This window comes from Pseudomonas sp. LY-1, from assembly GCF_053502595.1.
The window spans coordinates 1,032,177-1,057,172 of sequence record NZ_CP094353.1; the positions used below are offsets into that span (position 1 = coordinate 1,032,177).

General features: G+C 58.3%; 21 protein-coding genes, 1 tRNA gene and 7 pseudogenes. 14 read left to right on the forward strand and 15 right to left on the reverse strand.

Features of this window, described 5'->3' with window-relative positions; translation table 11 throughout:
• Positions 1-264: 264 nt before the first annotated feature.
• Positions 265-1,584, reverse strand: coding sequence for an OprD family porin (locus MOQ67_RS04525; protein WP_198717964.1), 1,320 nt, complete (start codon positions 1,582-1,584; stop codon positions 265-267).
• Positions 1,585-1,809: 225 nt separating this feature from the next.
• Here MOQ67_RS04525 and MOQ67_RS04530 point away from each other — a divergent pair, with 225 nt between their 5' ends.
• The 3 genes and pseudogenes from MOQ67_RS04530 to MOQ67_RS04540 all read left to right on the forward strand — a co-directional run bounded on the left by MOQ67_RS04530 (position 1,810) and on the right by MOQ67_RS04540 (position 3,096).
• Positions 1,810-2,142 (forward strand): DUF2790 domain-containing protein, encoded by a 333-nt coding sequence (locus tag MOQ67_RS04530; protein WP_017844491.1) that lies wholly within the window; start codon positions 1,810-1,812, stop codon positions 2,140-2,142.
• Positions 2,143-2,298: 156 nt separating this feature from the next.
• A pseudogene (locus tag MOQ67_RS04535) lies at positions 2,299-2,448 on the forward strand (chemotaxis protein); the annotation flags it as partial.
• A gap of 60 nt (positions 2,449-2,508) precedes the next feature.
• The gene (locus MOQ67_RS04540; RefSeq protein ID WP_046384811.1) at positions 2,509-3,096 is read left to right on the forward strand and encodes a flavin reductase family protein; all 588 of its coding nucleotides are present in this window, start codon (positions 2,509-2,511) and stop codon (positions 3,094-3,096) included.
• A 6-nt stretch (positions 3,097-3,102) separates the two neighbouring features.
• Here MOQ67_RS04540 and MOQ67_RS04545 read toward each other — a convergent pair whose 3' ends face one another.
• Positions 3,103-3,912 (reverse strand): AraC family transcriptional regulator, encoded by an 810-nt coding sequence (locus MOQ67_RS04545; protein ID WP_102618041.1) that lies wholly within the window; start codon positions 3,910-3,912, stop codon positions 3,103-3,105.
• Positions 3,913-4,052: 140 nt separating this feature from the next.
• On the opposite strand from MOQ67_RS04545, the gene MOQ67_RS04550 reads away from it, so the two are divergent.
• Together MOQ67_RS04550 and ddlA are read left to right on the forward strand one after the other, a co-directional pair.
• Positions 4,053-4,691: a LysE family transporter gene (locus MOQ67_RS04550; RefSeq protein ID WP_102618042.1), complete on the forward strand. Its 639-nt coding sequence runs from the start codon at positions 4,053-4,055 to the stop codon at positions 4,689-4,691.
• A 44-nt stretch (positions 4,692-4,735) separates the two neighbouring features.
• Complete coding sequence (gene ddlA / locus MOQ67_RS04555) at positions 4,736-5,830, forward strand: D-alanine--D-alanine ligase (RefSeq protein ID WP_017844486.1); 1,095 nt, start codon at positions 4,736-4,738, stop codon at positions 5,828-5,830.
• Between the two features lie 27 nt (positions 5,831-5,857).
• Here the strand turns inward: ddlA and MOQ67_RS04560 are convergent, their stop codons facing one another.
• The 6 genes and pseudogenes from MOQ67_RS04560 to MOQ67_RS04585 all read right to left on the reverse strand — a co-directional run.
• Positions 5,858-6,172, reverse strand: a complete 315-nt coding sequence (locus tag MOQ67_RS04560; protein WP_046487461.1) for a helix-turn-helix domain-containing protein — start codon at positions 6,170-6,172, stop codon at positions 5,858-5,860.
• Between the two features lie 124 nt (positions 6,173-6,296).
• Entirely contained in the window at positions 6,297-7,019 is a 723-nt protein-coding gene (gene pgeF / locus MOQ67_RS04565; RefSeq protein WP_057005643.1) for a peptidoglycan editing factor PgeF, read from the reverse strand.
• Between the two features lie 25 nt (positions 7,020-7,044).
• Positions 7,045-8,874 (reverse strand): gamma-glutamyltransferase, encoded by a 1,830-nt coding sequence (gene ggt / locus MOQ67_RS04570; RefSeq protein WP_198717965.1) that lies wholly within the window; start codon positions 8,872-8,874, stop codon positions 7,045-7,047.
• Positions 8,875-8,909: 35 nt separating this feature from the next.
• Entirely contained in the window at positions 8,910-9,689 is a 780-nt protein-coding gene (locus tag MOQ67_RS04575; RefSeq protein ID WP_017844482.1) for a PhzF family phenazine biosynthesis protein, read from the reverse strand.
• Between the two features lie 272 nt (positions 9,690-9,961).
• Positions 9,962-10,207: pseudogene (locus MOQ67_RS04580) on the reverse strand (monooxygenase); the annotation flags it as partial.
• Positions 10,208-10,210: 3 nt separating this feature from the next.
• Positions 10,211-11,683, reverse strand: a pseudogene (locus MOQ67_RS04585) (methyl-accepting chemotaxis protein); the annotation flags it as partial.
• Positions 11,684-11,891: 208 nt separating this feature from the next.
• On the opposite strand from MOQ67_RS04585, the gene MOQ67_RS04590 reads away from it, so the two are divergent.
• Entirely contained in the window at positions 11,892-12,500 is a 609-nt protein-coding gene (locus tag MOQ67_RS04590) for an outer membrane beta-barrel protein (RefSeq protein ID WP_158683876.1), read from the forward strand.
• 132 nt (positions 12,501-12,632) lie between these two features.
• On the forward strand, positions 12,633-12,980 hold the full coding sequence (locus MOQ67_RS04595) for a hypothetical protein (protein ID WP_017844468.1): 348 nt from the start codon (positions 12,633-12,635) through the stop codon (positions 12,978-12,980).
• A 355-nt stretch (positions 12,981-13,335) separates the two neighbouring features.
• Here MOQ67_RS04595 and MOQ67_RS04600 read toward each other — a convergent pair whose 3' ends face one another.
• Positions 13,336-13,908: a TetR/AcrR family transcriptional regulator gene (locus MOQ67_RS04600; protein ID WP_104903999.1), complete on the reverse strand. Its 573-nt coding sequence runs from the start codon at positions 13,906-13,908 to the stop codon at positions 13,336-13,338.
• Positions 13,909-14,092: 184 nt separating this feature from the next.
• Between MOQ67_RS04600 and MOQ67_RS04605 the strand changes: the two genes are divergently transcribed.
• Positions 14,093-14,902 carry an SDR family oxidoreductase gene (locus MOQ67_RS04605; RefSeq protein WP_448675947.1) on the forward strand — a complete coding sequence of 270 codons (810 nt, stop codon included), beginning with the start codon at positions 14,093-14,095 and terminating at the stop codon, positions 14,900-14,902.
• A gap of 92 nt (positions 14,903-14,994) precedes the next feature.
• Here MOQ67_RS04605 and MOQ67_RS04610 read toward each other — a convergent pair whose 3' ends face one another.
• Positions 14,995-15,579 carry a DUF6630 family protein gene (locus tag MOQ67_RS04610; protein ID WP_104903990.1) on the reverse strand — a complete coding sequence of 195 codons (585 nt, stop codon included), beginning with the start codon at positions 15,577-15,579 and terminating at the stop codon, positions 14,995-14,997.
• 423 nt (positions 15,580-16,002) lie between these two features.
• Here MOQ67_RS04610 and MOQ67_RS04615 point away from each other — a divergent pair, with 423 nt between their 5' ends.
• Positions 16,003-16,791, forward strand: coding sequence for a nucleotidyltransferase domain-containing protein (locus MOQ67_RS04615; protein ID WP_198717970.1), 789 nt, complete (start codon positions 16,003-16,005; stop codon positions 16,789-16,791).
• A gap of 307 nt (positions 16,792-17,098) precedes the next feature.
• On the opposite strand, the pseudogene MOQ67_RS04620 reads toward MOQ67_RS04615, so the two are convergent.
• Together MOQ67_RS04620 and MOQ67_RS04625 are read right to left on the reverse strand one after the other, a co-directional pair.
• Positions 17,099-18,521, reverse strand: a pseudogene (locus tag MOQ67_RS04620) (IS1182 family transposase).
• 101 nt (positions 18,522-18,622) lie between these two features.
• The gene (locus MOQ67_RS04625) at positions 18,623-19,183 is read right to left on the reverse strand and encodes an ATP phosphoribosyltransferase regulatory subunit (protein WP_080943288.1); all 561 of its coding nucleotides are present in this window, start codon (positions 19,181-19,183) and stop codon (positions 18,623-18,625) included.
• Positions 19,184-19,718: 535 nt separating this feature from the next.
• On the opposite strand from MOQ67_RS04625, the pseudogene MOQ67_RS04630 reads away from it, so the two are divergent.
• The 5 genes and pseudogenes from MOQ67_RS04630 to MOQ67_RS04650 form a co-directional block, all read left to right on the forward strand.
• Positions 19,719-20,141, forward strand: a pseudogene (locus tag MOQ67_RS04630) (LysE family translocator); the annotation flags it as partial.
• Positions 20,130-21,086: pseudogene (locus tag MOQ67_RS04635) on the forward strand (Mu transposase domain-containing protein); the annotation flags it as partial. The pseudogenes MOQ67_RS04630 and MOQ67_RS04635, both read left to right, overlap by 12 nt.
• On the forward strand, positions 21,079-21,882 hold the full coding sequence (istB, locus tag MOQ67_RS04640) for an IS21-like element helper ATPase IstB (RefSeq protein WP_130209155.1): 804 nt from the start codon (positions 21,079-21,081) through the stop codon (positions 21,880-21,882). The pseudogene MOQ67_RS04635 and the gene istB, both read left to right, overlap by 8 nt.
• A gap of 398 nt (positions 21,883-22,280) precedes the next feature.
• Positions 22,281-22,610 carry a hypothetical protein gene (locus MOQ67_RS04645; protein ID WP_198717973.1) on the forward strand — a complete coding sequence of 110 codons (330 nt, stop codon included), beginning with the start codon at positions 22,281-22,283 and terminating at the stop codon, positions 22,608-22,610.
• Between the two features lie 234 nt (positions 22,611-22,844).
• A complete protein-coding gene (locus MOQ67_RS04650) occupies positions 22,845-23,294 on the forward strand; it encodes a hypothetical protein (RefSeq protein WP_198717974.1) in 450 nt (149 codons plus the stop codon).
• A 242-nt stretch (positions 23,295-23,536) separates the two neighbouring features.
• Here MOQ67_RS04650 and MOQ67_RS04655 read toward each other — a convergent pair.
• The 3 genes and pseudogenes from MOQ67_RS04655 to MOQ67_RS04665 all read right to left on the reverse strand — a co-directional run.
• Positions 23,537-23,977: pseudogene (locus MOQ67_RS04655) on the reverse strand (tyrosine-type recombinase/integrase); the annotation flags it as partial.
• Between the two features lie 170 nt (positions 23,978-24,147).
• Positions 24,148-24,224, reverse strand: a tRNA-Met gene (locus MOQ67_RS04660).
• 172 nt (positions 24,225-24,396) lie between these two features.
• Positions 24,397-24,636, reverse strand: a complete 240-nt coding sequence (locus MOQ67_RS04665) for a hypothetical protein (protein WP_017844433.1) — start codon at positions 24,634-24,636, stop codon at positions 24,397-24,399.
• Positions 24,637-24,996 lie beyond the last annotated feature (360 nt).

Genomic DNA, 24,996 nt, shown 5'->3' on the forward strand with positions numbered 1-24,996 from the left:
CGTGAAGTCGCTATAGGGTCAAGCCACGTCAGGTAGCTGCGACGATTCGCCGCTGTGCGAGTGAACAAAAAAAACGCCCCAAACGGGGCGTAAAAAGTTCATCTCCGTTCCAAAGGAGCCACACAAAAGCTGCAGAGATGAATAGTGCTCGATGCGCAGTATAAAAACTGCAACTTAACGCGAAGGTGAGGCCGATATTACAGTTCTGACAGATTTGAACCTGTGAAGAGATGTACTTCATCGGCAAGTTAATGTAAGCGTTGCTTAGAGCACCGCCAGTGGATATTCGATAATGACCCTTACTTCTTCCAGGTCCGACTCAAATGCACTTGAGCGCACGCTCGCCTGGCGCAGGCGCAGGGATAAGTCCTTCAGCGTGCCGGCCTGCACCACGTACTTGGCTTCGATATCGCGTTCCCAGCGGCGCTGATCGGTGAGCGGATTACCGGCGGCATCGCGGCGCATATACACCGCGTTGGCGTTGCTGTAGTCGGCACCGCTGCCTTTGGCGTAGCGGGTCATGAACGTCAGGCCGGGAATGCCGAAGGCCTGCATGTCCAGGTCGTAGCGCACCATCCATGAGCGTTCCTTGGGCGAGTTGAAGTCGCTGTACTGGATCGAGTTGTTGAGGAAGATCGAGTCCGACTGGCGCAGGTAATCGAAGTCGTCGTCGCCATTGTTGCGCTGGTGCGACACGGCAACGCTGTGGGCGCCGACTTTCACCCCGAGCCGGGCGCTCCAGATGTTGTTGTCGAATGTGCCCAGGCGCTTTTTGCCCTCGTCCACGGCCTTGTAGTAATTGACGTCGCCGAACAGCGAAACGTCGTCGGTGAGCGGGTAACTGGCGGTGCTGCCGACGTAGTATTGGTCCCAGGCGTCTTTCAGGCGGCTGCTGTACAGGCTGAAACCGAGGTGCTTGTTGAGTTGATAGTCTCCGCCGAAATAGCCGATCCAGGGCGAGTCGACCGGGCCCGCATAAAACGTCGCGAAGCCTTTGTTCATGCCGCTTTCATTGGGCTGGCTCATGCCGCTCAGGCGTCCGCCCTGCAGGCTCAGGCCGGTGAGGCTGGTGTTTTGCACGGTGACGCCACGGAAACTTTCCGGCAATACACGGGAGTCGCCGTAGGCCACCACCGGCGTCAGCGGGAACACGTCGCCGGCCTTGATCACTGTGTCCAGCACGCGCAATTTCGCGGCGCCGCCGACCTTGCTGTAGCTGTCTTCGGGGCGGTTGTCGCGGTCCACCGGCAACATGCCGAACGAGCCCTTGCCGCCGCTGCGGCCGGTGCCCGAATCGAGTTTCACGCCGACCATGGCAAACGCATCCAGGCCAAAGCCCACGGTGCCTTGGGTGAAGCCGGACTCGAACTTGCCGATCAGCCCCTGCGCCCAGGCTTCTGAATAGCCGTTGCCGGTCGGGCTGGATTGGCCTTTGCGATCATCGCGGTTGAAGTAAAAATTACGTGCCAGCACGTTCAGGCGGCTGCCTTCGATAAAACCGTCGGGCTGGTCTTCCACGGCCAGCGCTGCCAGGGGCAAGGCGGCGATGAGTGAGAGGGGGAGGGTGTAATAACGGATATGCATGTTTCGCTCCTCGGTATTGGCAGTGATCAGCTTCTTATGGAAGCGGGCGTTCTTATTGATTTGGCCCGGGCTGATAGTTGCAAACCGTGGATAACGGCTGTGTTGCGCGAACATTACAATTCTGGAACCTTAGTGCCACCTAACAAATACGTAATCTTCTGGTGAACATCGCGTCAGGGTTGTTTAGTTAGTCTCGACACTGAACTTTCAGTCGAGGAATGAACAATGAACTTTTATAAAACCAGCCTGGGTATATTGACGGCCATCCTGTCCTTCGGTGCATTGGCCGAAGGCGGCGGCGATCGCACGTTTGCGCTGATGATGGAGCGCAATGAACAAGCCATGACCGAGTACGCGGCCAGAGAGGGCAAAGCGGCCCCGCTGGTGCAGACCTATCGCTATGGCATGACCCTGGACATCGCCAAGGTGGTCAACGTGACACCACCGATCCGCTCATGCAGCCCCGTGCCCTCGCGCATGACCTACGAAGACACCAGCGGCAAGCTCAATACCCTGGAATATCAAGTGATGGGTATCTGCCGGAACAATGGCAGCTGACCGCTGTAAAAAGAGTGACGCCGGGCATTGAAGCGCTCTTCAGAAAACGCCGGCCACACCGATGAAGGCCGGGTGGAATGGTCGAATGCCAACTTCCTGCAGGAGCTGGCTTACTCGATGTCGCAACTGCAGGCGCGCGGCGAACACGTTGCCGATGCGGTGCGCCTGATGAGCGACGGCCGCCAGCAAGCCGAGCAGGGCCTGGCCCTGGCGGCCGAAGCCGGCACGGTGATCGTGGACATCCAGGACGGCGCACAAAAGGTCGTCAGCGCAGTCGGGCAGTTCGCCAACCAGCTCTCGAGCTGACCCGTAGGGCTTGTGCTTGAGGTATCGTAGGTTTTTTCACGATTGAAGAGCCGATCCTCCATGAGCCCCGACCACTGCCGCCCCGTTCCGCTGTCCAAGGCCTACCGCTTGCTCAACCACGGCCCGACCGTGCTGGTCAGCGCCGCGCATGACGGTCAGCGCAATATCATGGCTGCCGCCTGGGCCATGCCGTTGGATTTCGAACCGCCGAAAGTCGCCGTCGTGCTGGACAAGGCCACCTGGACCCGGCAACTGCTGGAACGCGCCGGCACCTTCGTGCTGCAGGTGCCCTGCGCGGCCCAGGCCGATCTCGTCCAGACGGTGGGCACTACCAGCGGCGCGGAACTCGACAAATTCGCCGCCTATGGCCTGCGCACCTTCAACGGTGAACACACTGAGGCGCCTTTGCTCGAAGGCTGCGTCGCCTGGTTGGAATGCCGCCTGTTGCCTGAGCCGCACACCCAGCAGACCTACGACCTGTTCCTCGGCGAAGTGGTCGCGGCGTATGCCGACGAGCGCGTGTTCAGCGAAGGGCACTGGCACTTCGAAGGCTTTGATCAACTGCGCACCTTGCACCATGTGGCGGGCGGGCATTTCCTCACGATCGGCCAGCCGATTGACGGGCAGCAGCTGACGCCCGCCGGTTGAGCGCGTTCAGCGCCCGAGCATCTTCACCCAGCGCGCCGGCGGCATGCCGTAGGTGCTGTGAAATTGCCGGGTCATGTGGCTCTGGTCGGTGAAGCCGGCGATCATCGCTGCGTCCACCAGCGTTTTGCCCTGGGCCAGCAGGCTGCGTACCAGATCCAGCCGGCGCATGGTCAGGTAGCGGTAAGGGCTGGTGCCGAACAACAAACGAAAATCCCGCGACAAGGCCCAGCGGTCGCGGCCGGCGTGTTCGGCGATTTCATCCAGGGTGATGCTGCGGCCCAGGGCGCTGTGGATAAATTCCCGGGCGCGTTCGGCGGCGACGTAATCGAAGGTCTTGCGGGTGGTGATCGCTCCCGAGGCGTTGTTCAAGGCTTGGGCCAGGTCGAACAGGGCGTCCTGCTCCTGCAGCCGGTCGATCGGGCAGTCCAGGCTTTGCAGCAACACTTCGCTGGCGCGAAACAGCCACGGGTCGGTGGACACCCCGCCGGGGATAAACGGCAACGGCTTGCCGCCGAGGATCTGTTGGACCAGCGCCGGCTCCACATAGATCATGCGGTACTTGAAGCCTTCCTCGCTGCCAGCGCGGCCGTCATGGGTCTCGTCGGGATGAATCACCATGGTGGTGCCGGGCAGGCCATGGGTCATGCCGCCGCGATAATGAAAACTCTGCACGCCGAACAAGGTGCGACCGATGGCATAGGTGTCATGGCGATGCAGGTCGAACGCGATGCCGGCGAAGTACGCCTCGATACGGTCCAGGCCACTGGCATGCGGCGCGCGGTGGACCCAGTCGAGGGTGGGGGTGGGTTTACCCATGGTGACTTGTCACAAGAAGAGGTGGAAACACGTTAACCGAGTCTGAGGCCCTTGTCTGCCGGGGTCTTGTACGATTGTGCAGGGGGGCAGGCGAGGCCTATGATCGCTGTTCGTGCCCTGTGCTGATGGAGTTGCCCGCCATGGATTTGCTCAACCCCGCCTACGTGACGCCCCTGATCTCGCTGGCCCTGCTGTGGACGGTGGCGGTGGTCACGCCCGGGCCCAATTTCTTCAACACCGCGCAACTGGCCGCCAGCTGTTCGCGCCGCCATGGCGTGGTGGCCTCGGCGGGTGTCGCGACTGGGACGATCCTGTGGGGGCTGGCCGGTGGGCTGGGCATAAAGTCGCTGTTTACCGCCGCTCCCATGCTGTACCTGGCGTTCAAGATCATCGGTGGCTGCTACCTGATCTACCTGGGGTTGAAGCTGTTCAAACGCTCGGCGCCGGCGATGGGGCAGAGCCGCTTGCCGGGCGGGCCCCGGCGCTCGTTGTTTTCCGCCTGGCGCCTGGGGTTGCTGGGCAATCTGTCCAATCCCAAGGCCGCGCTGTTCGTCGCCACCATCTTCGCGTCCACCATGCCGCCGTCGCCATCGCCGATGCTGTTGACCCTGGCGGTGATCATCATGGCCACCTTGTCGTTCAGCTGGTATTCCAGCGTGGCCCTGGTGTTTTCCAGTGCGCGCATGGCCGACCTCTACAGCCGCTCGCGTAAGTGGCTCGACCGTTTTGCCGGGAGTTGCTACATGCTGTTCGGTGTACATCTGGTAGCGAATCGCTGACCGCTCATGGTAAGAAGCCTTACTTTCAACAGTGAGGTCGGGTCATGAGCAAGGTGCGCGTAGGGATTATTTTTGGTGGCCGTTCGGCCGAGCACGAAGTCTCGCTGCAATCGGCGCGCAATATTGTCGATGCCCTCGACCGCTCGCGCTTCGAGCCGGTGCTGATCGGCATCGACAAGGCCGGTCACTGGCACCTTAACGACACCTCGAACTTCCTGATCAACCAGGAAAACCCGGCGCTGATCGCCCTCAACCAGTCCAACCGCGAACTGGCGGTGGTGCCGGGCAAGGCCAGCCAGCAAGTGGTGGAAACCGCCGGCAGCGGCCTGCTCGCGCACATCGATGTGATCTTCCCCATCGTCCACGGCACCCTCGGCGAGGACGGTTGCCTGCAAGGCCTGCTGCGCATGGCCGACCTGCCTTTCGTCGGCTCCGACGTGCTCGGCTCGGCGGTGTGCATGGACAAAGACATCAGCAAACGCCTGCTGCGCGACGCCGGCATTGCCGTCACGCCGTTTATCACCCTCAACCGCAACAACGCCGCGCGCACGTCGTTCGACATGGCGGTGGGCAAGCTCGGCCTGCCGATGTTCGTCAAACCCGCCAACCAAGGCTCTTCGGTGGGCGTGAGCAAAGTGAACGACGAGGCCGAATACCACGCCGCCGTCGAACTGGCCCTGGGCTTTGACGAGAAAGTGCTGGTGGAGTCCGCCGTCCACGGCCGCGAAATCGAATGCGCCGTGCTGGGCAACGAACATCCCATCGCCAGCGGTTGCGGCGAGATCGTGGTGAGCAGCGGCTTCTATTCCTACGACAGCAAGTACATCGACGACCAGGCGGCCCAAGTGGTGGTGCCGGCCGATATCAGCGTGCAAGCCAGCGAGCGGATTCGCCGCCTGGCCGTCGAAGCGTTCGAGGTGTTGGGGTGCGCAGGGCTGGCGCGGGTCGATGTGTTCCTCACCGAGGACGGCGAAGTGCTGATCAACGAAATCAACTCGTTGCCGGGTTTTACCCGGATCAGCATGTACCCCAAGCTGTGGCAGGCGGCGGGGATGAGCTACAGCGAGTTGGTCAGCCGCTTGATTGAACTGGCGTTGGAGCGGCATGCGGGGCGCAAGGGGTTGAAGATCAGCCGATAGTCATCGCCCGGCGCGTCAGTAACGCCATCAGGCGTTACTGAGGACTTCCCGGAAAACGTCCGGTCTTATAGCCGCAATATGCAGCAGCGAACGTGCTGCGCCGGAGGGGGAGCGACGCCCTTGTTCCCACTCTTGAAGGGTTCTTATCGACACCCCCAACAGCTCGGCAAATTTGGCTTGCGACAACCCAGTCTTACTTCTTGCGTCCGCGGCTTGAGTGATTTCAACCTGGTGGACTGCGCCGTAAAGCCCCGCTTTGACATCCTGAATGGCTGCCAGTAATTCTTCGCCGATAGTGCGCTTGGCGTCACGTTCCTTCAGCTGTTTCTCAGTGAGTGGCATGGTTCATGTCCTTCGCGATTTTGTACAGGATATGCGCTGGAATAGGCTCGGTAGCGCCCTTGCCGTAAATCGGCAGGGCTACCACCGCTCCACACGACAATTGTGTGGTGTAGGCCTTTGTTAATCAGCTTGTACGAGCAATCCACGAATACAACAACGTCTTCGCCTCTTGCGGTTGATGCGTGCGTCGGCGGTAGCTGGCAAACGTCGGTGATGTGCAATAGGTACACACCTCACTCACTTCAATCTGCTCGCGCCGAATGCCCGCCGCTTGCAGCAGCATCAGCCCATACCCGCTCAAGTCAAACCATGCGCTGCCCGCTTGTCTCGCCTGGGGCGGTGCAATTTCCGGCGTCAGCAGCGGTGCCGGTTGCTCAGCGCTCCATGGCGCCTGGCGGTGTGGCCACAGGTGCCCTTGGTCCGACTGGAACTCGGCAATAAACGCCGCGCTCACCTCATAACAACAGGGCTTGATCGACGGCCCGATTGCCACCTGCAATTGATCGACAGCCACTCCTTCAGCGGCAAAGCGCTGCACGGCGCTGGCGATGATCCCGCGTTGCAGGCCCTTCCAGCCACCATGCACAGCGGCCACCCAGTCACCGTTGTTCGAGGCGAACAGAATGGGCAGGCAGTCGGCGGTGATCACCGCGATCGGGTGGTGATGGCGCGTCAACACGCCATCGGCTTCGACCGTATTGGCCACCCGATCTGCCTGCCATTCCATCACCGACGCACTGTGTATCTGCTTGCAGATGAATACCTCTTCCGGCCGCTGCGGGTCATTGATCGAACAAAAACCGTGGTCGACACCAGGAACGGAACCGAGATTGTTTGCCTTGCGCACTGTGCTGTTCTCCGTGCATTAACGATCAATCGCCCAACGCCTCCCCCTCCCGCCGAGGGTCGGCACCGCCGCTCAGCAGCACCTTGCCCTGCGCATCCCGCGTGCGAACGATGGCCTGGACGCCACTGGTCATCTCGATCTCGCTGAGTGCATGGCCCTTGTCCCTGAGCGCCTGTTTCAACGCCGGGCTGAACAGGCCGGTTTCCAGTTCGGTAGCGCCATTGCGGCTGCCGAAGTTGGGCAGGCTGATTGCGGCTTGCGGGTCGAGTTGCCAGTCGAGCATCGCCACCAGGGACTTGCTCACGTATTCGATGATCTGCGAGCCGCCCGGCGAACCCAGGGCGGCCAGCAACTCACCGCTGTGGCGGTCGAACACCAGGGTCGGCGCCATGGCCGAGCGCGGGCGTTTGCCGGGTTGCACGCGGTTGGCCACCGGCTGGCCGTTTTCTTCGGGAATGAACGAGAAGTCGGTCATCTGGTTGTTGAGCACAAAGCCCTGGACCATCAGGTGCGAGCCAAATGCGGACTCCACCGTGGTGGTCATCGACACGGCGCCACCCTGGTCATCCACCGCCACCACTTGTGAGGTGGAGATGCGCAGCGGCGAGCGGTCCGGGGCATACGCCACTTGAATGCCCGCCGGTTGGCCCGGCTGCGCGATGCCCAGGCTGCGTTCACCGATCAAGGCGGCGCGCTGGGCCAGGTAGTCGGGGGCGACCAGGCCGGCGACCGGCACCGGCACAAAGTCGGCATCGGCTACATACAGGGCGCGGTCGGCAAAGGCCAGGCGCCCGGCTTCGGCGATCAGGTGAACCGCCTCGGGCGTGGGCTCAAGGCCGGCGGGGGAGGCGCTCTTGAGCGGCGTCATGGGCGCGATGGCCAGGCGTGGGTCGCGGGCTTGCAGGGCCTGCAACGTGCCGAGGATCTGCGCGATGGCAATCCCGCCCGACGACGGCGGCGGCATGCCACAGATTTTCCAGCGCTTGTAATCGGTACACAGCGGCGCGCGTTCCTTGGCCGCGTAGCCTGCAAGGTCGGCCTCGGACAGGCTGCCCGCGTTGCGGTGGCCCTGCACTTTGCGTGCGATCTCGTCGGCAATCGGGCCTTGGTACAGCGCGTCCGGGCCTTCCTCGGCGATGCGCTTGAACACGGCGGCCAGCGCCGGGTTTTTCAATAGGGTGCCGGTGGCTTTGGGCGTGCCATCGGCGTTCAGAAAGTAGGCCGCCATCTCCGGCGACTGTGGGATAAAACGGTCAGCGGCTATCAGGCTGTGCAAGCGCGGCGAGATGGCGAAGCCGTGTTCCGACAGCCGGATCGCCGGCTCGAACAACCGGGCCCAGGGCAGATGCCCGGTCTTTTTGTGCGCCAGCTCCAGCGCTCGTAATACCCCCGGCGTGCCCACCGAACGCCCGCCGATCTGCGCTGCGGTAAACGCCATCGGCTGCCCGTCGGGCTTGAGGAACAAGCGCTCGGTCGCCCCGGCCGGTGCGGTTTCCCGGCCGTCATACGCCTGCACGCGGTTCCCGTCCCACAGCATGATGAACGCGCCGCCGCCAATCCCCGACGACTGCGGCTCCACCAGCGTCAACACCGCCTGCATGGCAATCGCCGCGTCGATCGCCGAACCGCCCTGGCGCAACATCTCGCGCCCGGCTTCGGCCGCCAGCGGGTTGGCCGCCGCCGCCATATGCTGCGCGGCGTGGCGCGGGCTGAGGTCGGTGCGATAGCCCGAGCCCAACTCCGGCGCTGCTGGCGGTTCGTTGACCGGGGAGTGGCAGGCTACCAGGGCCAGGGCTGCGGCAATGACCGTCAGGTGACGGCGGGCAATCGAAAACACGCGTTGAACTCCGTTCATTTTGCGAATGATCTGTCGTTCTTGGGGAGTGCGTTTTACAGGTAGATCGAGCCCTGCATATACAGCACAGCCTTGCCGGAAATAATCACCCGGTCGCCCTTGAGGGCACAGCGCAACTGGCCCTTGCGCGTGCCGCCCTGCTCGGCGCTCAGGCTTGTCTTGCCCAGGCGCTCGGCCCAGAACGGCGCCAGCGAGGTGTGCGCCGAACCGGTGACCGGGTCTTCATTGACCCCCACATTCGGGCCGAACCAACGGGAAATGAAATCGAACCGCGCACTCTTGGCCGTCACCGCAATCCCGCGTTTGGGCAGGCCCTTGAGCCGGGCGAAATCCGGGGTGAGCGCGGCGACCTGGGCTTCGTCGTCGAGCAACACGATGTAGTCATCGGTGCCGAACACCTCGGCGCGTTCAATCCCCAGCGCGCTCAACATTCCGGCAGGCGGCTCGCACGCTTGTGGCGCTTTCGCCGGGAAATCCATCGCCAGTTCATCGCCCTCGCGGGTTACCCGGAGCTCGCCGCTGCGCGTTGCAAACCGCAGCACGTCAGGCGCATCCGCCAACGCATTGATCAACACCCACGCCGCTGCAAGCGTGGCATGGCCGCACAGGTCGACTTCGACGGTCGGGGTGAACCAGCGCAACTCATAGAAATCGTCACGGGGTACGAAGTAGGCGGTTTCGGACAGGTTGTTTTCGGCGGCGATGTTTTGCAGTTGCGCGTCGCTCAGCCACTCGGTCAGCGGGCACACCGCAGCGGGGTTGCCGCCAAAAGGGTGTTGGCTGAAGGCGTCGACTTGGTAGATGTCCAGTTTCACCGTGGTGTACTCCATGTGCGAGGGGGAGGCTGGACACTAACAGCGGGCTGCGGGGAGCGTCAAAATACAGATGGGCTGTTTTTTTGCGCGCATGCAGGATGCCGCGAGGGACGCGGCAGGGCTTTTTCGATGTTGCGGAAAAAAATGCCCCGACAGGCTGGGGCATTTTCAGCTCGCGGTGTTACATGCTCCGAGGTTATTTCTCCGCGCGGTTTTGCTGGCCGCCTGCCCCGCCCCGACCAGGACGGCCAGCAGGGTCAGCTGGTAAAACGCACGTCGGCACCGGTGTCGTCCTGTTGGGCGTACAGGTCGATCCAGCCGGCGAACAGGCTGCCGGGGCTGTAGTACTTGGTGCCGTTGGCGACCCATTGCTCGCCCTGGCGGCTGATGCGGGTAATCACCTGGCCGATCTTCACGTCACCGACTTCGGTCCAGGTATTACCGACCAGTTCCCCGGCCACAAACCGCTTGAACCAGGCATTCTGTGGGCTGAATGCCTGGGCGTTGAGGCGGTGTTCGGGTCAGATACGGAAACTGCCCACCAGATGCTTCAAGCGTGCCGCCTGCTGTTCCAGGTCGGCGCAGGCGCGCAGGGTCGACTGCAGGTTTTCCACGCCTTCCTGATTGAGCGTGTTGATTTCGGTGATGTCCATGTTGATCGACTCCACCACCGAGGTCTGCTCCTCGGTGGCGGTGGCGACCGACTGGTTCATCCCATCGATCTCGCCGATGCGCTGGGTCACGCTGTTCAAGCGTTCGCCGACCTGGTTGGCGATCTCTACGCTGTCGAGGCTGTGGCGCTGGCTTTCGCCCATGGTGTTGACCGAATCCCGGGCGCCGACTTGCAGCTCCTCGATCATCGTTTGCACCTGTTGCGCCGACTCCTGGGTGCGGTGCGCCAGGTTGCGCACTTCATCGGCCACCACGGCAAACCCACGCCCGGCATCACCTGCCCGGGCGGCTTCGATGGCTGCGTTGAGCGCCAGCAGGTTGGTTTGCTGGGAGATGCTGGTGATTACTTCGAGAATCTGCCCGATATTCACCGTTTTGCTGTTCAGCGACTCGATATTCGTACTCGACGCGCTGAGCATTTCCGACAGCTGATTCATTGCACCGATGTTGCGTTCCACCACTTGCTGACCCTGCTCGGCCATCCCGCGCGCGTCGCTGGCCTGGTGCGAGGCCTCAGCCGCATTACGGGCTATTTCCTGAGCCGCGGCCCCCAGTTCGTTGATGGCGGCGGCCACACTGTTGGTTCGGCTAGCCTGTTCGTCAGAGTTGAGCATGGATGAGTTGGAGGCGCTGACCACGCGCATTGCCACTTCGTTGACGTGCTCGGTCGCCGACGAGACCTCTCGGATCGAGGTGTGAATACGTTCGACAAAACGGTTGAACGCATTGCCCAGCATGCCGAACTCGTCATGCGTGTGGATGACCAGGCGTTTGGTGAGGTCACCTTCGCCTTGGGCAATGTCCTCCATTGCGCGGGTCATCGCGTGCAGCGGTTGGAGCAGTACGCGGATCAGCAGGCTCAGCAGGACGATGATGATGACCACCGCAACGATGGTGGCAATCACCGCCGAATAGCGGAACTTGCTCAGCGTCGCGTAAGCCTTGTCTTTATCGATAGACAGGCCGATGTACCAGTTGGCCGAAGGGAGACCTTTGATCGGTGCGAAGGTCAGCAAGCGGGCTTGCCCGTTGACCTGGACCTCGGTCAGCTCGCCGGAAAGTTTCGGGGTGTGTGTAGGGTACAAATCCGAAAGCGACTTCATGACCAGCGCTTTGTCCGGATGGACCAGGATCTTGCCCTGATCGTTGACCAGGAAGGCATACCCCATGCCGCCAAAGTTCAACGAGTTGATGATTTCCACCAGGCCATCCAACGCCAGATCGCCGCCGACCACGCCGATGTTGCTGGAAACCTTGCTGATGACACCAATGACCATCTTGTTGGTGGCCATATCGATATAAGGCTCAGTCAGCATGGCGCCGCTGGCGTTCATAGTCGCTGCGCTGACCAACAGCTAACCCAGGCAGTGTGTCGCGCATGATGTACATCAATCTTATTGCAGCAATTACGAGTACGTTGCAGATAACAGTAATCGACGTTAAGCGATGTACCAGCTCCTGTGGAGCGTCGGCGATGGTTGCTCATCGTGCGAAACCATCTATTTGTCGTATGGATTGGGAGCGTGCTCGATGGACCGTGAACTTGTACTTGCGATGGCTGTGCTCGGCTTAGGTTCGATCACGCCAGCCAGCGCGGCGCCTATCAGCGCCACGCTGAAGAAGGCCGACACGCGCGAATTTCCTGGCCTGCCTATCGGCACTTTCGTCGCACTTCCTCAGGTCGTGCTTTCAGCGACCCGCGACGACAACATCTACGCCCAGCGTACCGATGAAACCGAAGACACCATCTTCACCCTGTCACCGTCGCTGCTACTGCAATCGGACTGGGAACGGCACGAACTGAGCGTGGATCTCGGCGCCGACCTCGACCGCTATCAGGACGCCGATTCCGAAGACGTGGAGGACTTCTGGTTGGGCCTCGACGGTACCCGCGAGTTGACCGAGCAAACGCAAGTATTCGGGGGCGTACGCCACACCCGCGATCATGAGGATCGCTATGTCCCCGGCGCTGCCTGGCCGGAGTTGCAACGCGAGCCCACCCGCTACGAGCACGATGAAGCATACCCGGGGGGTGCCAGCGAGATCGGCCGCCTGCGTCCTACGACAGCGACGACTACTACAACGCTCGCACCCTCGCCGGCGGTCGCATCGACAATGCTGATCGCAAGCACAACCTGAGTTCGCTAGCTGCGGTAAGGGACCGAAGTACATGGGCGACCAGCCCAGCGATGAGGAATCATCGCACCACCCCGACGACGAAGAGCACGAGCGTTGATGCGTCGCCGGTAATATTCAGACGAGGAGATACCCATGAAAAGCATCAAATTCGCCATCGGCCTTTCAATGGCCCTACTATCCGGTGCAGCGTTGGCGCAGTCCTCCGACGTCCAGGGCGCGGCCGGTAACAGCGAGCAGGTCTTCGGCTCGCAGATCATGACCCAGCAAGAACGCCTGGAATACCGCAACCGCATGCGCCAAGCCACCACTCAACAGGAGCGCGAGCAGATTCGCGTCCAGCACCATGAACAGATGCGTGAGCGAGCCAAAGAACGGGGTGTGACGTTGCCGGAAGATCCACCCGCGCGCGGCATGGGCGGCGGCATGGGCGGCGGCGCAGGCGGTGGTATGGGTGGCGGCATGGGTAAAGGGGGAAGCTGAATCGACTTACGAAGTTGGGCGCGCTGAGCCACTTACGGGCGCTTTATTACGGGCGGTCCGTGGGTTCTAGTTTCACCGCGCTACGCCCGTGCTCGCAAAGCGACGCCCAATTCGCAGCTTGAAGTAAAGGCAGTACTGGTCGAACGCAGCGCCTTTCAGCGTCTGCTTCTGGCCGAGGCTGTGTAAAAACGTTTTTGAGCGCGGCAGGTACTCAAAACCGGACTGAAAGTCGCGCTTCTACGCGAAATCCACATCTGCTGACGTGCCGATAAATTTCAGATTTAACGTAGATGCGGACACTTCAATTTTGGCGAAGCGTTTTTACACACTCTGGGTCGAAAGTGGCCACGACGCGTCAGGCCTGCGATGTCGGAATCAGCCCCGCTTCCCGGTAGCTGAGGATAAGATCGTCGAATAGGCCAATATCGAGCCGAGTCCGGGCAATCAATTGAGCGCCGGCAACGGAGGTGTAAATGGCGCGGGCACGTCGTTCACAACTTTCTGCGCTGCCCATTCCTGCGTCAGCCAGCACCTGTGTCAACCACATCACATTGATGTCTGCAAACGCCTTGACCTCGCGCCTGACCTCCTCGGGCAAATCTTCGTATTCCGCTGCCATGAAGCTGGACAGACAAAGCCTGTTGCCGTCTTCCAGCGATGTTCGAAAGATCGACGGGTAGATTTCCAGGCAACGAATCGGATCGGGGTTCGACTCGCGAATCGCTTGCAAAACGCTGGCGGTGTCTTGCCAGTAGCGTGCAGCAACTGCAACGCCAAGGTCGGCCTTGCTCGAGAAGTGGTAATAGATACTCGCGTTTTTGATCCCCACCGCGGCACCGATACTTCGAAAATTTATGCCGTTGTATCCATGCCTCTGCGCCGCCGTTTTCGCAGCCGCCAAGATGGCTTCCCGCGCGTTTTCGCTCACGTTTGTGTCCTCAGGTCATCCAATGAGGTGAATTCTACTCGCTGCCTCGAATACCTGCCAACTGGAAGGTAGGGGTTGACGGCGCAAAAACAAGCGCCCAATCTTTACCTACCAACTGACAGGTAGATAGGTGAATACCATGAACTCTTCAGAACCGCAGTTAGACGTATCCATGCTCCCTATGATGAAAATCCACGACTGGTTCGATGGCCCCTACCCCGCTCGCGTGCGCATCGCATTGGCAGAAAAAGGCATGCTTTCCCGAATCGAATTTGTATCGGTCAACCTATGGAAAGGCGAACACAAGAAACCTGAGTTTCTGGCCATCAATTACTCCGGAACGCTTCCCGTGCTGGAGTTGAACGACGGTACGCTCATTGCCGAATGCACGGCCATTACTCAGTACCTGGACGTGCTGGATGGTAGCCCCATCCTTACCGGGCAAACGCCTGTAGAGAAAGGCCTCATCCACATGATGACCAAGCGTGCTGAAATCGAGTTTCTCGATGCGGTCAGCGTGTACTTCCATCACGCTACCCCGGGCCTTGGGCCGCAGGTCGAGCTTTCTCAAAACGCCGAATGGGGCGGTCGCATGCGCGACAAGGCGGTCATCCACGTCACCTCCATCCAGAGTCGGCTGCCACTGCCGGAAGCTACAACAGCTTACGCGGCGGCCAAGGCCGCACTTTCGACGTACAGCAAAAGTTTATCGAAAGAGGTTTCGCCCAGAGGCATCCGCGTGGTTCGGGTTTCGCCGGGCTGGGTTGAAACCGAAGCGTCGGTCGCATTAGCCGAGCGACTCGCGCAGGAGGCAGGTACTGACTATCAAGGTGGTAAAGAGATCATCATGAAAGCACTTGGAGGTATCCCGCTCGGCCGCCCGTCGACGCCTTCCGAAGTTGCTGACCTGATCGGTTTCCTGGCTTCGCCGCGAGCAGCATCTATCACGGGAAGTGAGTTTGTGATCGACGGCGGAACGGTACCAACGGTTTAGCCGTCGGTTTGCAGGAAGGCGCAAAATACTGCCACAGCGGCCTCTCGTAAACACTGACACCACGGTCGTCACACCGCCCATTTTGCTCAACGTCAGAAGTTCTCAAGACTGACTTTGAGGCCCGCACGTCCGGCCAGCTCAATGGTTTCTTCCACCCGATCAGCGTCAACAACAAAACCATCGTAATTGTCACTTCCGGAGTCCAAGTGAAGATAACGCTTACCAGACCGAACCAACCATTGGTCGAATTCATCAAGCACCTCTGGCATTGATGAAGCGCTGTTTCGCACGTAGACGTAGGGCTCTTTCAAGCCGTTGGCGCTAACCAGATAGGGAGCCTGATACTCAAACACATCATAACTTTTCCAATCCAGACTCATTAGAACGAGGTGTTCAAGTTTTTGCCCCTTTGAATCATCCAACAATCCATCTGTGAGGGCACTGCATGCGTTATCTCCCATCGCGTATCTACGCATGACGCGCCTGACAAGTCTGGCGCCTTCTTTTTCCGGAACCACAGCCAGCAGCGCTCGGGCAAAAGTCTCGAGTGCCTTTTTCTGTGCGGGATCGGGTGGGCCGGGCCGTAATTCTTTCATGATCGCTGAAGCGCTGAGGTTAGTTTCCTCGGGTGGAGGCATGGTAAAGCGCCCACCAAACAACCGATCCAAAATGCCCATACCACTCCTTGGAATATCTTGGGGAAAGCGACTTTTCTTTTACCGGCGACAGTCGCTGTTTGTTTTAAGAGTTGTCTTGCAGTTGAGCCTATGTCTCCAGGTGGGGTTTGTCGATAGACCGCCTTTTTGACTGCTGAACGGGACCTGATCCGACCGTCCGCTTCTGGCCGATTGTGTTGAAAAATTCGGTTTTCTGAAACAGCCAGGAGAGCGATCGAGAAAACGCTTTTTTAGGACGCTTTCACGTGAAATCTGAGTCCGGCAACCTCTGTTGGAAGTAAAGATTTCATTCTCGGACGCATGCTTTTCTGCTGCGGAAACCGTGGTCGACTTTTTCAACAGAATCGACCAGAAGCGGCCACTGGACAGTCCGCCTCCGAATGAGTAGCGTGCAATCGAATATCATCTAGTTAGAGTTAGCTCATGGTTTCTATGGCTGTTCAGGAAGAGGTTCGAAGCCGCCTACGCCGCGCGGAGGACGAGCATGACGTGAAAATGCTTTTAGCGGTTGAGTCTGGCAGTCGCGCCTGGGGATTTGCCTCTCCCAACAGCGACTACGACGCACGCTTCATCTACGTAAATAAACCTGAGTGGTATCTCTCGGTCGGCCTTGAGGAGCAACGCGACGTCATCGAGTATCCGATCATTGACGACATGGACATCAATGGCTGGGATCTACGAAAAGCGCTTAGGCTATTCTGGAAGTCAAACCCAGGCTTTGTGGAGTGGGTGCAGTCGACCATCATTTACGAACACTCTGGATCCTTTCACGAGCGGGCTAAAGAGTTACTGCCGCACGTGTATTCGGTAGAGAGTGGCATCTACCATTATCGCAGCATGGCAAAAACCAACTATAGGGGATATTTGCAGAACCCTCAGGTACCGCTGAAAAAATACTTTTACGTACTGCGCCCCTTGTTATCGGTGCGGTGGCTGGAACAGTTTAATACGCCCGCCCCCATAGAGTTTGACAAGCTACGCGGTGTGATCGAAAGAGAGCCCGAGCTTCAGCAAGCTATTGATGACTTACTTGTGATTAAGCGCGCGTCTCCGGAGATGGGCCTATCGCCCCAGATCATCCCCATCCAGCAATTTATTGAGCGTGAACTGCATCGATTTGAAACCATTAAGCCGATCCGTAGCGAACGCAAAGAAGTTGAACCATTACTTTCCGAACTGTTTCGCTCTGTGCTGAGAGAAGCTTGGGGGTGAAGGCTTGCGTCGGAATGCTCTGTAGTAGTCAGGCACATCTTGCTACCTACTCAGACGACGATGTCAGCCTTCGTATCATAATGATGTCCATTATGGGTCGATAACTGCCTGTCGTGAAGGGCTGCAATCGACCCAGGCTGTGTGAAAACGCGCTAAATGCGTCGAAAACAGTGAGTCGCGAGGGTTGCCTGTGGAATCAGTGGGCGGAAGTGCGAATTACCTTAGTCAGCTACATAGACGTTCGTAATGCCGTTTGGGGCGCGTCAGCGGCCCAAACGGCTACTCACGGGCGAGCAAGCGGCTGGATTCACGCCCTGATCGCCTCAAGCAGTCCTGCGACGCCGAAGATGCTCATCATTCGTTTGAGGTTGTATGCGAGCACGTGAAGGCTCATTTCGGTACTTACCCGCGGAAGTGTTTTGGTCAGGAAGTGGGTGGCTCCCATCCAATATTTGAGCGTTCCAAAAGGATGCTCAACGGTCTGTCGACGAACCCTCATCATCGCTGGATCATGTTCTAGCCGAACCTGCATCGCGTCGACTACCGCCTCATGTTCCCAGCGCTTCATCCGGCGCTCCTTACCCGTCGTACATTGCTTTTGCATTGAGCAGGACTGGCAGCCCGAGAAGTAGTAACAATGCAATAACATGCCGTCTTCCATCGACGAATGCCGCCTGGTTAGAAACTGTCCCGCAGGGCATCGATACTCGTCCGACGCAATCAGATAAATGAAATCCTGCTTGCCGAATCTGCCTTCGGCTTTGCTGCCAGATGTGAGGGGTTTCGGTACGTAGGTAGTGATGCCGGCTTGCTCGCAAGCAAGGATTTCCAGACCTTTGTAATAGCCTCGGTCGGCCACCACCGTTAGCGATTCAGCCTCGATTTCTTCACGCGCCTGGTTCGCCATATTGCTCAGTTGCCCACGATCATTACCCACGTTGGTCACCTCATGGGCAATGATCAGATGGTGTTTGTCGTCGACAGCTGTTTGTACGTTGTAGCCAACGGTTCCGGTGCCTCGGCCGCTCGTGGCCATTGAGCGTGCATCTGGGTCTGTGAGGGAGATCTGCTGGTCTGGACTTTCGTGGAGCTGCGCCTTGATTTTCTGCTTTTTCAGTGTTTCTATCTTTTCTTTAAGCCGCTCTGCTTTGGCCTCGGCCACTTCGGGCGTGGCCCGATCCGCCGAATCCATCGCCGCCAGATAGCGATCAATGCTCTGCTCAATCTGCTGCATGCGTGCCTTCACCTTGCCCTGAGTGAAGTTGCGGTCGCGATTATTGACGGCTTTTGAATTTGCTGCCGTCGATAGCGATGATCGACTGAGAGAAGAGATTGAGGTTGCGGCAAAGAACTACGAACTGGCGGCATACGCTGCGAATGGCTTTGCCGTTGTCTTTGCGAAAGTCGGCAATGGTTTTGAAGTCCGGAGCCAAACGCCCCGTTAGCCACATCAACTCGACGTTGCGCTCGGCCTCACGCTCAAGTCGGCGGCTGGACTGAATCCGATTGAGATAGCCGTAGATATAGATCTTCAGCAACACCGCTGGGTGGTAGGCCGGACGACCCGTTGCGGCAGGATCGACGCCCCCAAAACCAAGTGCGCCCAGGTCGAGTTCATCGACGAAAACGTCGACCACTCGGACTGAATTTTCTTCGGCTACGTAATCGTCCAGACACTCCGGCAGCAAGGTGACTTGCGTCCGAGCCTCACCTTCAATAAATCGCTTCATGATCGCCCCCGCTACGATCTCGACGAAAGAAGTTTAGACAAGCCAAGACCATTTCACCCTGTCTGGTTTGAAAGCGCCTCCTGGTGGAGGCGCCTTAAAGATCACAGACTCCGAGTCATTCCTGAGGCCAGCACCAACCGTTCAAGTCCGATGCCGAACCCAGCTCCTTCTCGATAGGCACCGCCGCCGACAACTTGTTGTTGTGCGCCCAATACGGGACAACGCACCTCGAAGCCATTCCCCTCAAGGTAATAACTTAGTCCACGCTTCACTGCGAGACTGAGTTCATATTCCAGTCCCAGCGAATCAAGAAAGCCAGTGCAAATTGTTTGGCTACGCGCCAAAGCCTGTGCTGGTGTGGGACTAAGAATTTCGAGTCCCAGTTGAGTGAATTCGCGATAACGACCGGCTTGGGGTCGTTCATACCGGTAACATCGCGCCACATAGAAAAACATCGCTTCTTCTCGTGACCCGAGAAGCACATCGTTGCGCTCCTGAAAGAGCGCGGTTGCTTCTGGGATGAGGCAACAAGGACGTCCGGCCTTGTCATTGAAGGCCCACATTTGTCCGATGATTTCACTCCCGCCGGTTTTCTCAATAAAAGTGTCCTGGCCCCATAGCGCAGGAACTATGGCCTCTTCAGCCCCGGCATTGATGAAGATAGCTCCGAAAACGGCCTTCTATCTCACGCATGATTGCAGCTTCTTTCCCAGTCACTATTCGAGTTCCACGAAGCATAGTCATTTTCATAATCTCCAAATTACAGGCAATAAAAAAGGCGCCATTGGCGCCTTGGTTTGGTTCACTGAGTGGTCAGAATCGATGTTTCGAACTCTGATTAATCGATGAGCGTACGCAACCGCGGCACCCTGAGCGAGGTCCGTGATGATGATGGCGATTGCTTGGAATAAATTGAGTCATAGCGAATCCTTGCACAAAAGCGGGAGCGCCTACAAGCCACCGCATTTTTTGACAAACCGGCGACGCGTCCCACCGAAGCCGTTTTCACACAGCCTGGGTCGAAAGCGGTCAGTCATAAGCGGCTATGTCCGGCCAGGAGCGAACATCGAGTGCCTGCGAATTCAGGGCCGACTCATTCTGCACCAGACTGTAGCGCCCAAATACCCCCCCGCTGTATCTGCTTCTACCTGAACATTGCCGGTTAGCATGGCTCCTCATCCAAGGAGGTATTGCGCGATGCCAGACGCTACGAATCTCTACCTGTTCATTGTTGCCGCCTTGCTGCTGCTTATTGTGCCGGGCCCTAACATGGCAATCGTCACCAGCCACGCAGTTGCCCACGGCTGGCGAGCTGGCCTCGCGGCAGCACTCGGAATAACCCTGGCCGATTTGCTGATGACCGTCCTGGTTAGCGCGGGTCTAGGGGCGCTGGTGATGAGTTGGACACCGGCGTTCGACTTGCTGCGGTGGGCAGGCGCTTGCTATCTGATGTGGCTGGCTTGGCAAGCATTGAAGGCTCCCCCTTCGGGTACTGACACTCAACCTACACAGGCTTCATTGCGGAAAATCTTTACCCGAGCCACGCTCAATAGCCTGTTAAACCCAAAAGCGCTGTTGTTCTTCATGGTATTCCTACCGCAATTCGTCACCGTAGGTGGGGTGCCGCGTCGCGGCATCTACGACAACATGAAAACGGCTGTCGACAAGGTCAATAAAGGCAAGGGCCGCACGGTCAATGCACGGTTTGCCGTGATGTGCGCGCACTACCTGTTCGATCCGGATTTCTGCAACGTAGCCTCTGGCTGGGAAAAGGGCATTGTCGAGAAGAACGTTCAAGACAGTCGACGGCGCATTTGGCTTGACGCTCAAAACTGCATGTTCCGCACCTTCGAGGAACTGAATGCCTGGCTCGGCCTACGCTGTCGTGCGCTCTGGAGCGAGCTGCTGCATCCGCAGTACAACGGGCTGACGGTGGCGGAAGTTTTGGAGCTGGAGCGGGTCGAAATGATGCCGATGCCGACCGCCTTTGATGGCTACGTCGAGCGCACCGTAAGGGTCTCCAGCACCTGCCTGATCAGCGTGGCACGAAATCGCTACTCGGTGCCTTGTGAGCGAGTCGGCCAGTGGGTCAGCAGCCGTCTTTACCCATCCCGGATCGTGGTCATCGCCGATGACATGATGATCGCCAGCCACGAGCGTCTCTTTGATCGAGATCAGGTCAGTTTTGACTGGCAGCATTACATCCCACTCATCGAGCGCAAGCCGGGTGCACTGCGCAATGGCGCACCGTTTGCCGATCTGCCCAATCCGTTGCGGCTTCTCAAACGGGGCCTGAGACGTCACAGCAACGGTGATCGAATCATGACGCAGGTGCTGGCTGCCGTGCCCATCGCCGGTCTCGACCCGGTGCTGGTAGCGGTAGAACTGGTGCTTGAGTCGGGAAGCTTGAGCGCCGATCACATCCTGAATGTTCTAGCTCGACTGACCTCCACCGCACCACCGCCTTCCGTAGAAACCAGCCTGCAACTCAAGGTGGCTCCCGTTGCCAACACGGCCCGATATGACCAACTCCGTACAACAGATGAGGAGAGCCGCAATGCGTGACTTGATGGCAGAACTTAAAGAACTGCGTCTGCATGGCATGGCGCAGGCTTGGGAAGAACTGGCGGCCCAGGGAGAAGCTTCGACGGCATCCTCGAAATGGCTGCTTGAGCATCTGCTCCAACAGGAGCAGGCAGATCGCGCCGTGCGCTCTGTGAATCATCAGATGAACATGGCAAAGCTCCCCATGCACCGTGATTTAGCTGGCTTTGACTTCAGCGCTTCCAGCGCTGATGCCCGTCTGGTCAAGGAATTATCCAGCCTTGAGTTTACGGAGACTGCGCAAAATGTCGTGTTCATCGGTGGGCCTGGAACCGGAAAAACACACCTGGCCAGTGCCTTGGCCGTGTCCGGAATCACCACTCATAACAAACGAGTACGGTTCTTCTCCACGGTCGATCTCGTCAACCTGCTGGAACGTGAAAAGTACGATGGTAAGGCAGGCAGAATCGCCCAGGGACTGCTTCGGACAGACCTAGTGATACTCGATGAGCTTGGGTATTTGCCCTTCAGCCAGAGTGGTGGCGCGCTGTTATTTCACCTGCTTTCCAAGCTGTACGAACACACCAGCGTGGTCATCACCACCAACCTCAGCTTCTCGGAATGGTCGAGTGTGTTTGGTGACGCCAAGATGACCACAGCGTTACTGGATCGGCTGACACACCACTGCCACATCGTCGAAACGGGCAACGAGTCCTACCGCCTGCAACACAGCACCTTGGCCGCCCAGACAAAGATCAAATCGCGTGAACGAAAGCGCAAGGACGAAGATGGTATCGAGGACGATGAGCCGTTTTGATCTGCACCGTAAACACCCTTCCGCATGCCTGCATGCGGTGGGGCCCGATGCGTCTTCAATCAAGACACTACTGCTAAGCTTATCCACAATTGCTGGGACAAAAATCAGCAATCCGCCCTGGGTCAATTTTCAATCGGCAGGGTGGGTCAGTTTTCAATCAGCGCCAACATTTTTACTCACTCTCGGCCACGAGCGGTCGTTCGTTCGACATAATTAAGGCGGTCGCTGTAATTAGTGGCAGCGGGTATAGGGGAAATCACAAAGGCTGGATGAGTCAGCCCATGGAGCTTAATAAGGAGAAGACCGTTCCAAACACGTGAGGTTGAGTATCGGGGGTGACTTGGCAGGGCCGTGGAATCTTCGGCAAAATGCAATCAGCTATCACACGGAGGTCGACAATGAGCTTTCACACTGATGTTTGGGTCCAATCGCTAGACGGAGACTTGCTGGTACTGGACAGCGTGCGGTCTGAGTTGATCGCATACCTAGACAGTAACGCCCTCAGCCAAGACGTTTATACCGACCTCGTCACCGCATGCACCGAACCCAATGCGTACTTTCCGTTAGATAGCTGGTCAGTTCGTGCACTATTCGAAGTGGTCGCACGTTTATTGCCGAAACTCAGTTTCGCGGTCAAAGGCGTGGGTGAAGAGATGCGCGACATTTGGGTGCGAGAGTTTACGAACGGACAAATCTCCTTTGAGGCAGGGCCGTTCAACGAAGACTGACCCAACTGGGTTGGCACGACTGGCCGCAGAGGATCGGCTGCCGACCATTGCGACCTGCGACACCCAACTTAATGCAGACATTGAGCGGCAACACAAATTGGCCAGAATAGGAAATGGTCTGGATAACCTAAAAGGGCCTCGGCGATTCTGACAGTGGCAAGATTTGTGATGTTCTACCGTTTTTTTAGGTTTTGCGTCACGATATCAGCCCAAACGCTGAGCGATGGAGCACGAATGCGTATCGTCCAAGACCTCCGCTCAGACGAAATCCTCAGGCTTGAGCATCTTTTGTACGGTTTCAACTATGCCGTCTGGGTAAACACCTACGGACCTTTTGACCTAAGCAAAACACTTGAGGCACAACTATCCCATGCCATTGGTAATGAAGTAATCATTGGTAGCAAGTCTTGCGTGACCGCAAGCGAAGCCCGCAGTGAGATCACAGAGCACATGCTGCATTTGGGGGATGGCGGTTATGGTCCAATAGATCTAGCGGAGAAACGCTCAGAAATTCTGATCCTCTTAGAGACCCTATTCGCGCGTGTGAACCTCGACCAAGCCAGCGCCATCACTTCATTTTGGCTAACAAAAGGCCATCCTGCGTATCCAGTGTTCTGGGAATTCTCGTTCGATATTACTGCCCATGGTAAACGATGGATTCTGATGGGTAGCAGCAGCGACTAGGCTAAGGGGACTTGGCTTTTCAAACTCCGTTTTAGCCCATTTCAACCTGCTACCAATGACCGCATTGGGTCGGTAGTAGCCTGTAATGAAGCGCTGCTATCGACCCGAAGCGATCGTAACGCAGCTTCCAAATCAGGGCGTGAATGGATCAATCCAGCCAGGCCGAAGTCCTGCCTCGTATTCTTTGCGTACGTAGGCGAGCGACTCTGCGCATCCCATTTCCGCCTCGATAGCGCCTAGGGGCGCTTGCCGAATACCGGGAAGACGTGACGTTCCAGGGCGCCGATGATTCGCTTGGCGGTACCCGCATCCCAGTTGGTGAGACGTGAGGCGTACCACTCTCTCGCCAGTGGCTCGAATGTCTCGCCGGCGATATCCCTCTCTGCTTTCTTGCGGGCTTGCTTGGTAACGATCGGGTTTTTGCCGTCGGCGGCGTCGGTGCGCAATTCGGCAGCTTTCTGCCTGGCGACTGATCCGCTTACCTCGGGGTAACCGCCAAGCCCAAGCCATGACCACTTGCCGTCGGGCTTCTTGTATCGGAGCTGCCAGGACTTTTGGCCATCAGGCTTCACTCGGAAATAAAGGCCGCTCCCGTCCAGCTCGCGGTACTCGTTGGCATCAGGCTCCAGGCCGGCCAATGCGGTATCGGAAAGGGGGCGGCGTTTTATCTCGGATCGCTTCATTTTGGCTTGTATCCCCTCGGTTCAATTATTTGTCGAGGATACACAGGGGGATACACGGAGGGAAGGTATAGGGGGATACAAGGAGAGATAGCCAGAAACAAGAAAACCCGCACGAGGCGGGCTTCTTGAGGTGATTCATAGACTGCTGTAGACGTCTATGGATCGGTACTTGGTGGCTACACAGGGACTTGAACCCCGGACCCCAGCATTATGAATGCTATGCTCTAACCAACTGAGCTATGTAGCCAAGTGGCGCGCATTATTCGCGGAGAACGACAAAGCGTCAAGCGTTTTTATTGAATTTTTATCTACGCTTTCAATTGTTTAACGAAAAGCCCTGGCTGGGCCGACGGGTGGCAGGGGGATTTGCAGGTCTTTATGGCACGCCCCGGTCTCCCACATTTGATCGGCGTTGGCTGTCAGGACGTGCGGGGCATGCAGTCGATGGAGCGGTCGACCACGGTCTTGGCCATTTCCAGCAGGTGCCACACGGCGTGGATTTTGGCGCGGTCGTGGGGGGGCAGGTGGTCGCCGCAGTCCAGCACGGTGGCCGAGGCGCTGTGGATCAGGTGGGCGATGTAGAGCTGGGCGTCTTCGAAGCTGAGGTGTTCGTTGACGGCGAGGCAGTCGACCGGGGGATCGGGGAGTGCTTTGGTCATGGTGTAGCTCCTATTGAACGAGAGAGCGACCCCCCACGCTGCTAAACGAGGGGTGGTAGCTGTACGCGGGTTAGCAGACCGGTCAATAGGAAAACCAGCGCACCCGAAGGCGCCCCACGCACAGCCACCATAAGCGGTGACATGAACCATGCGTCTATTGAAACGGGCTGCTAAACCCGATCACTGATTCCAGTGACGGATCGAAGACTAGCCAGCGGTTTCCACAGGCACAAGGCGCCGGGGATTGTCTAGGAAACATCCTTCAAATTAAAGCGATCCACCCTGCTGGCCTTTTACAAAGCGTGACCGCTACAGTCGTTAGCTCCCTAACGGGATAGCCTTGCCATGGGCAAAAGTGGC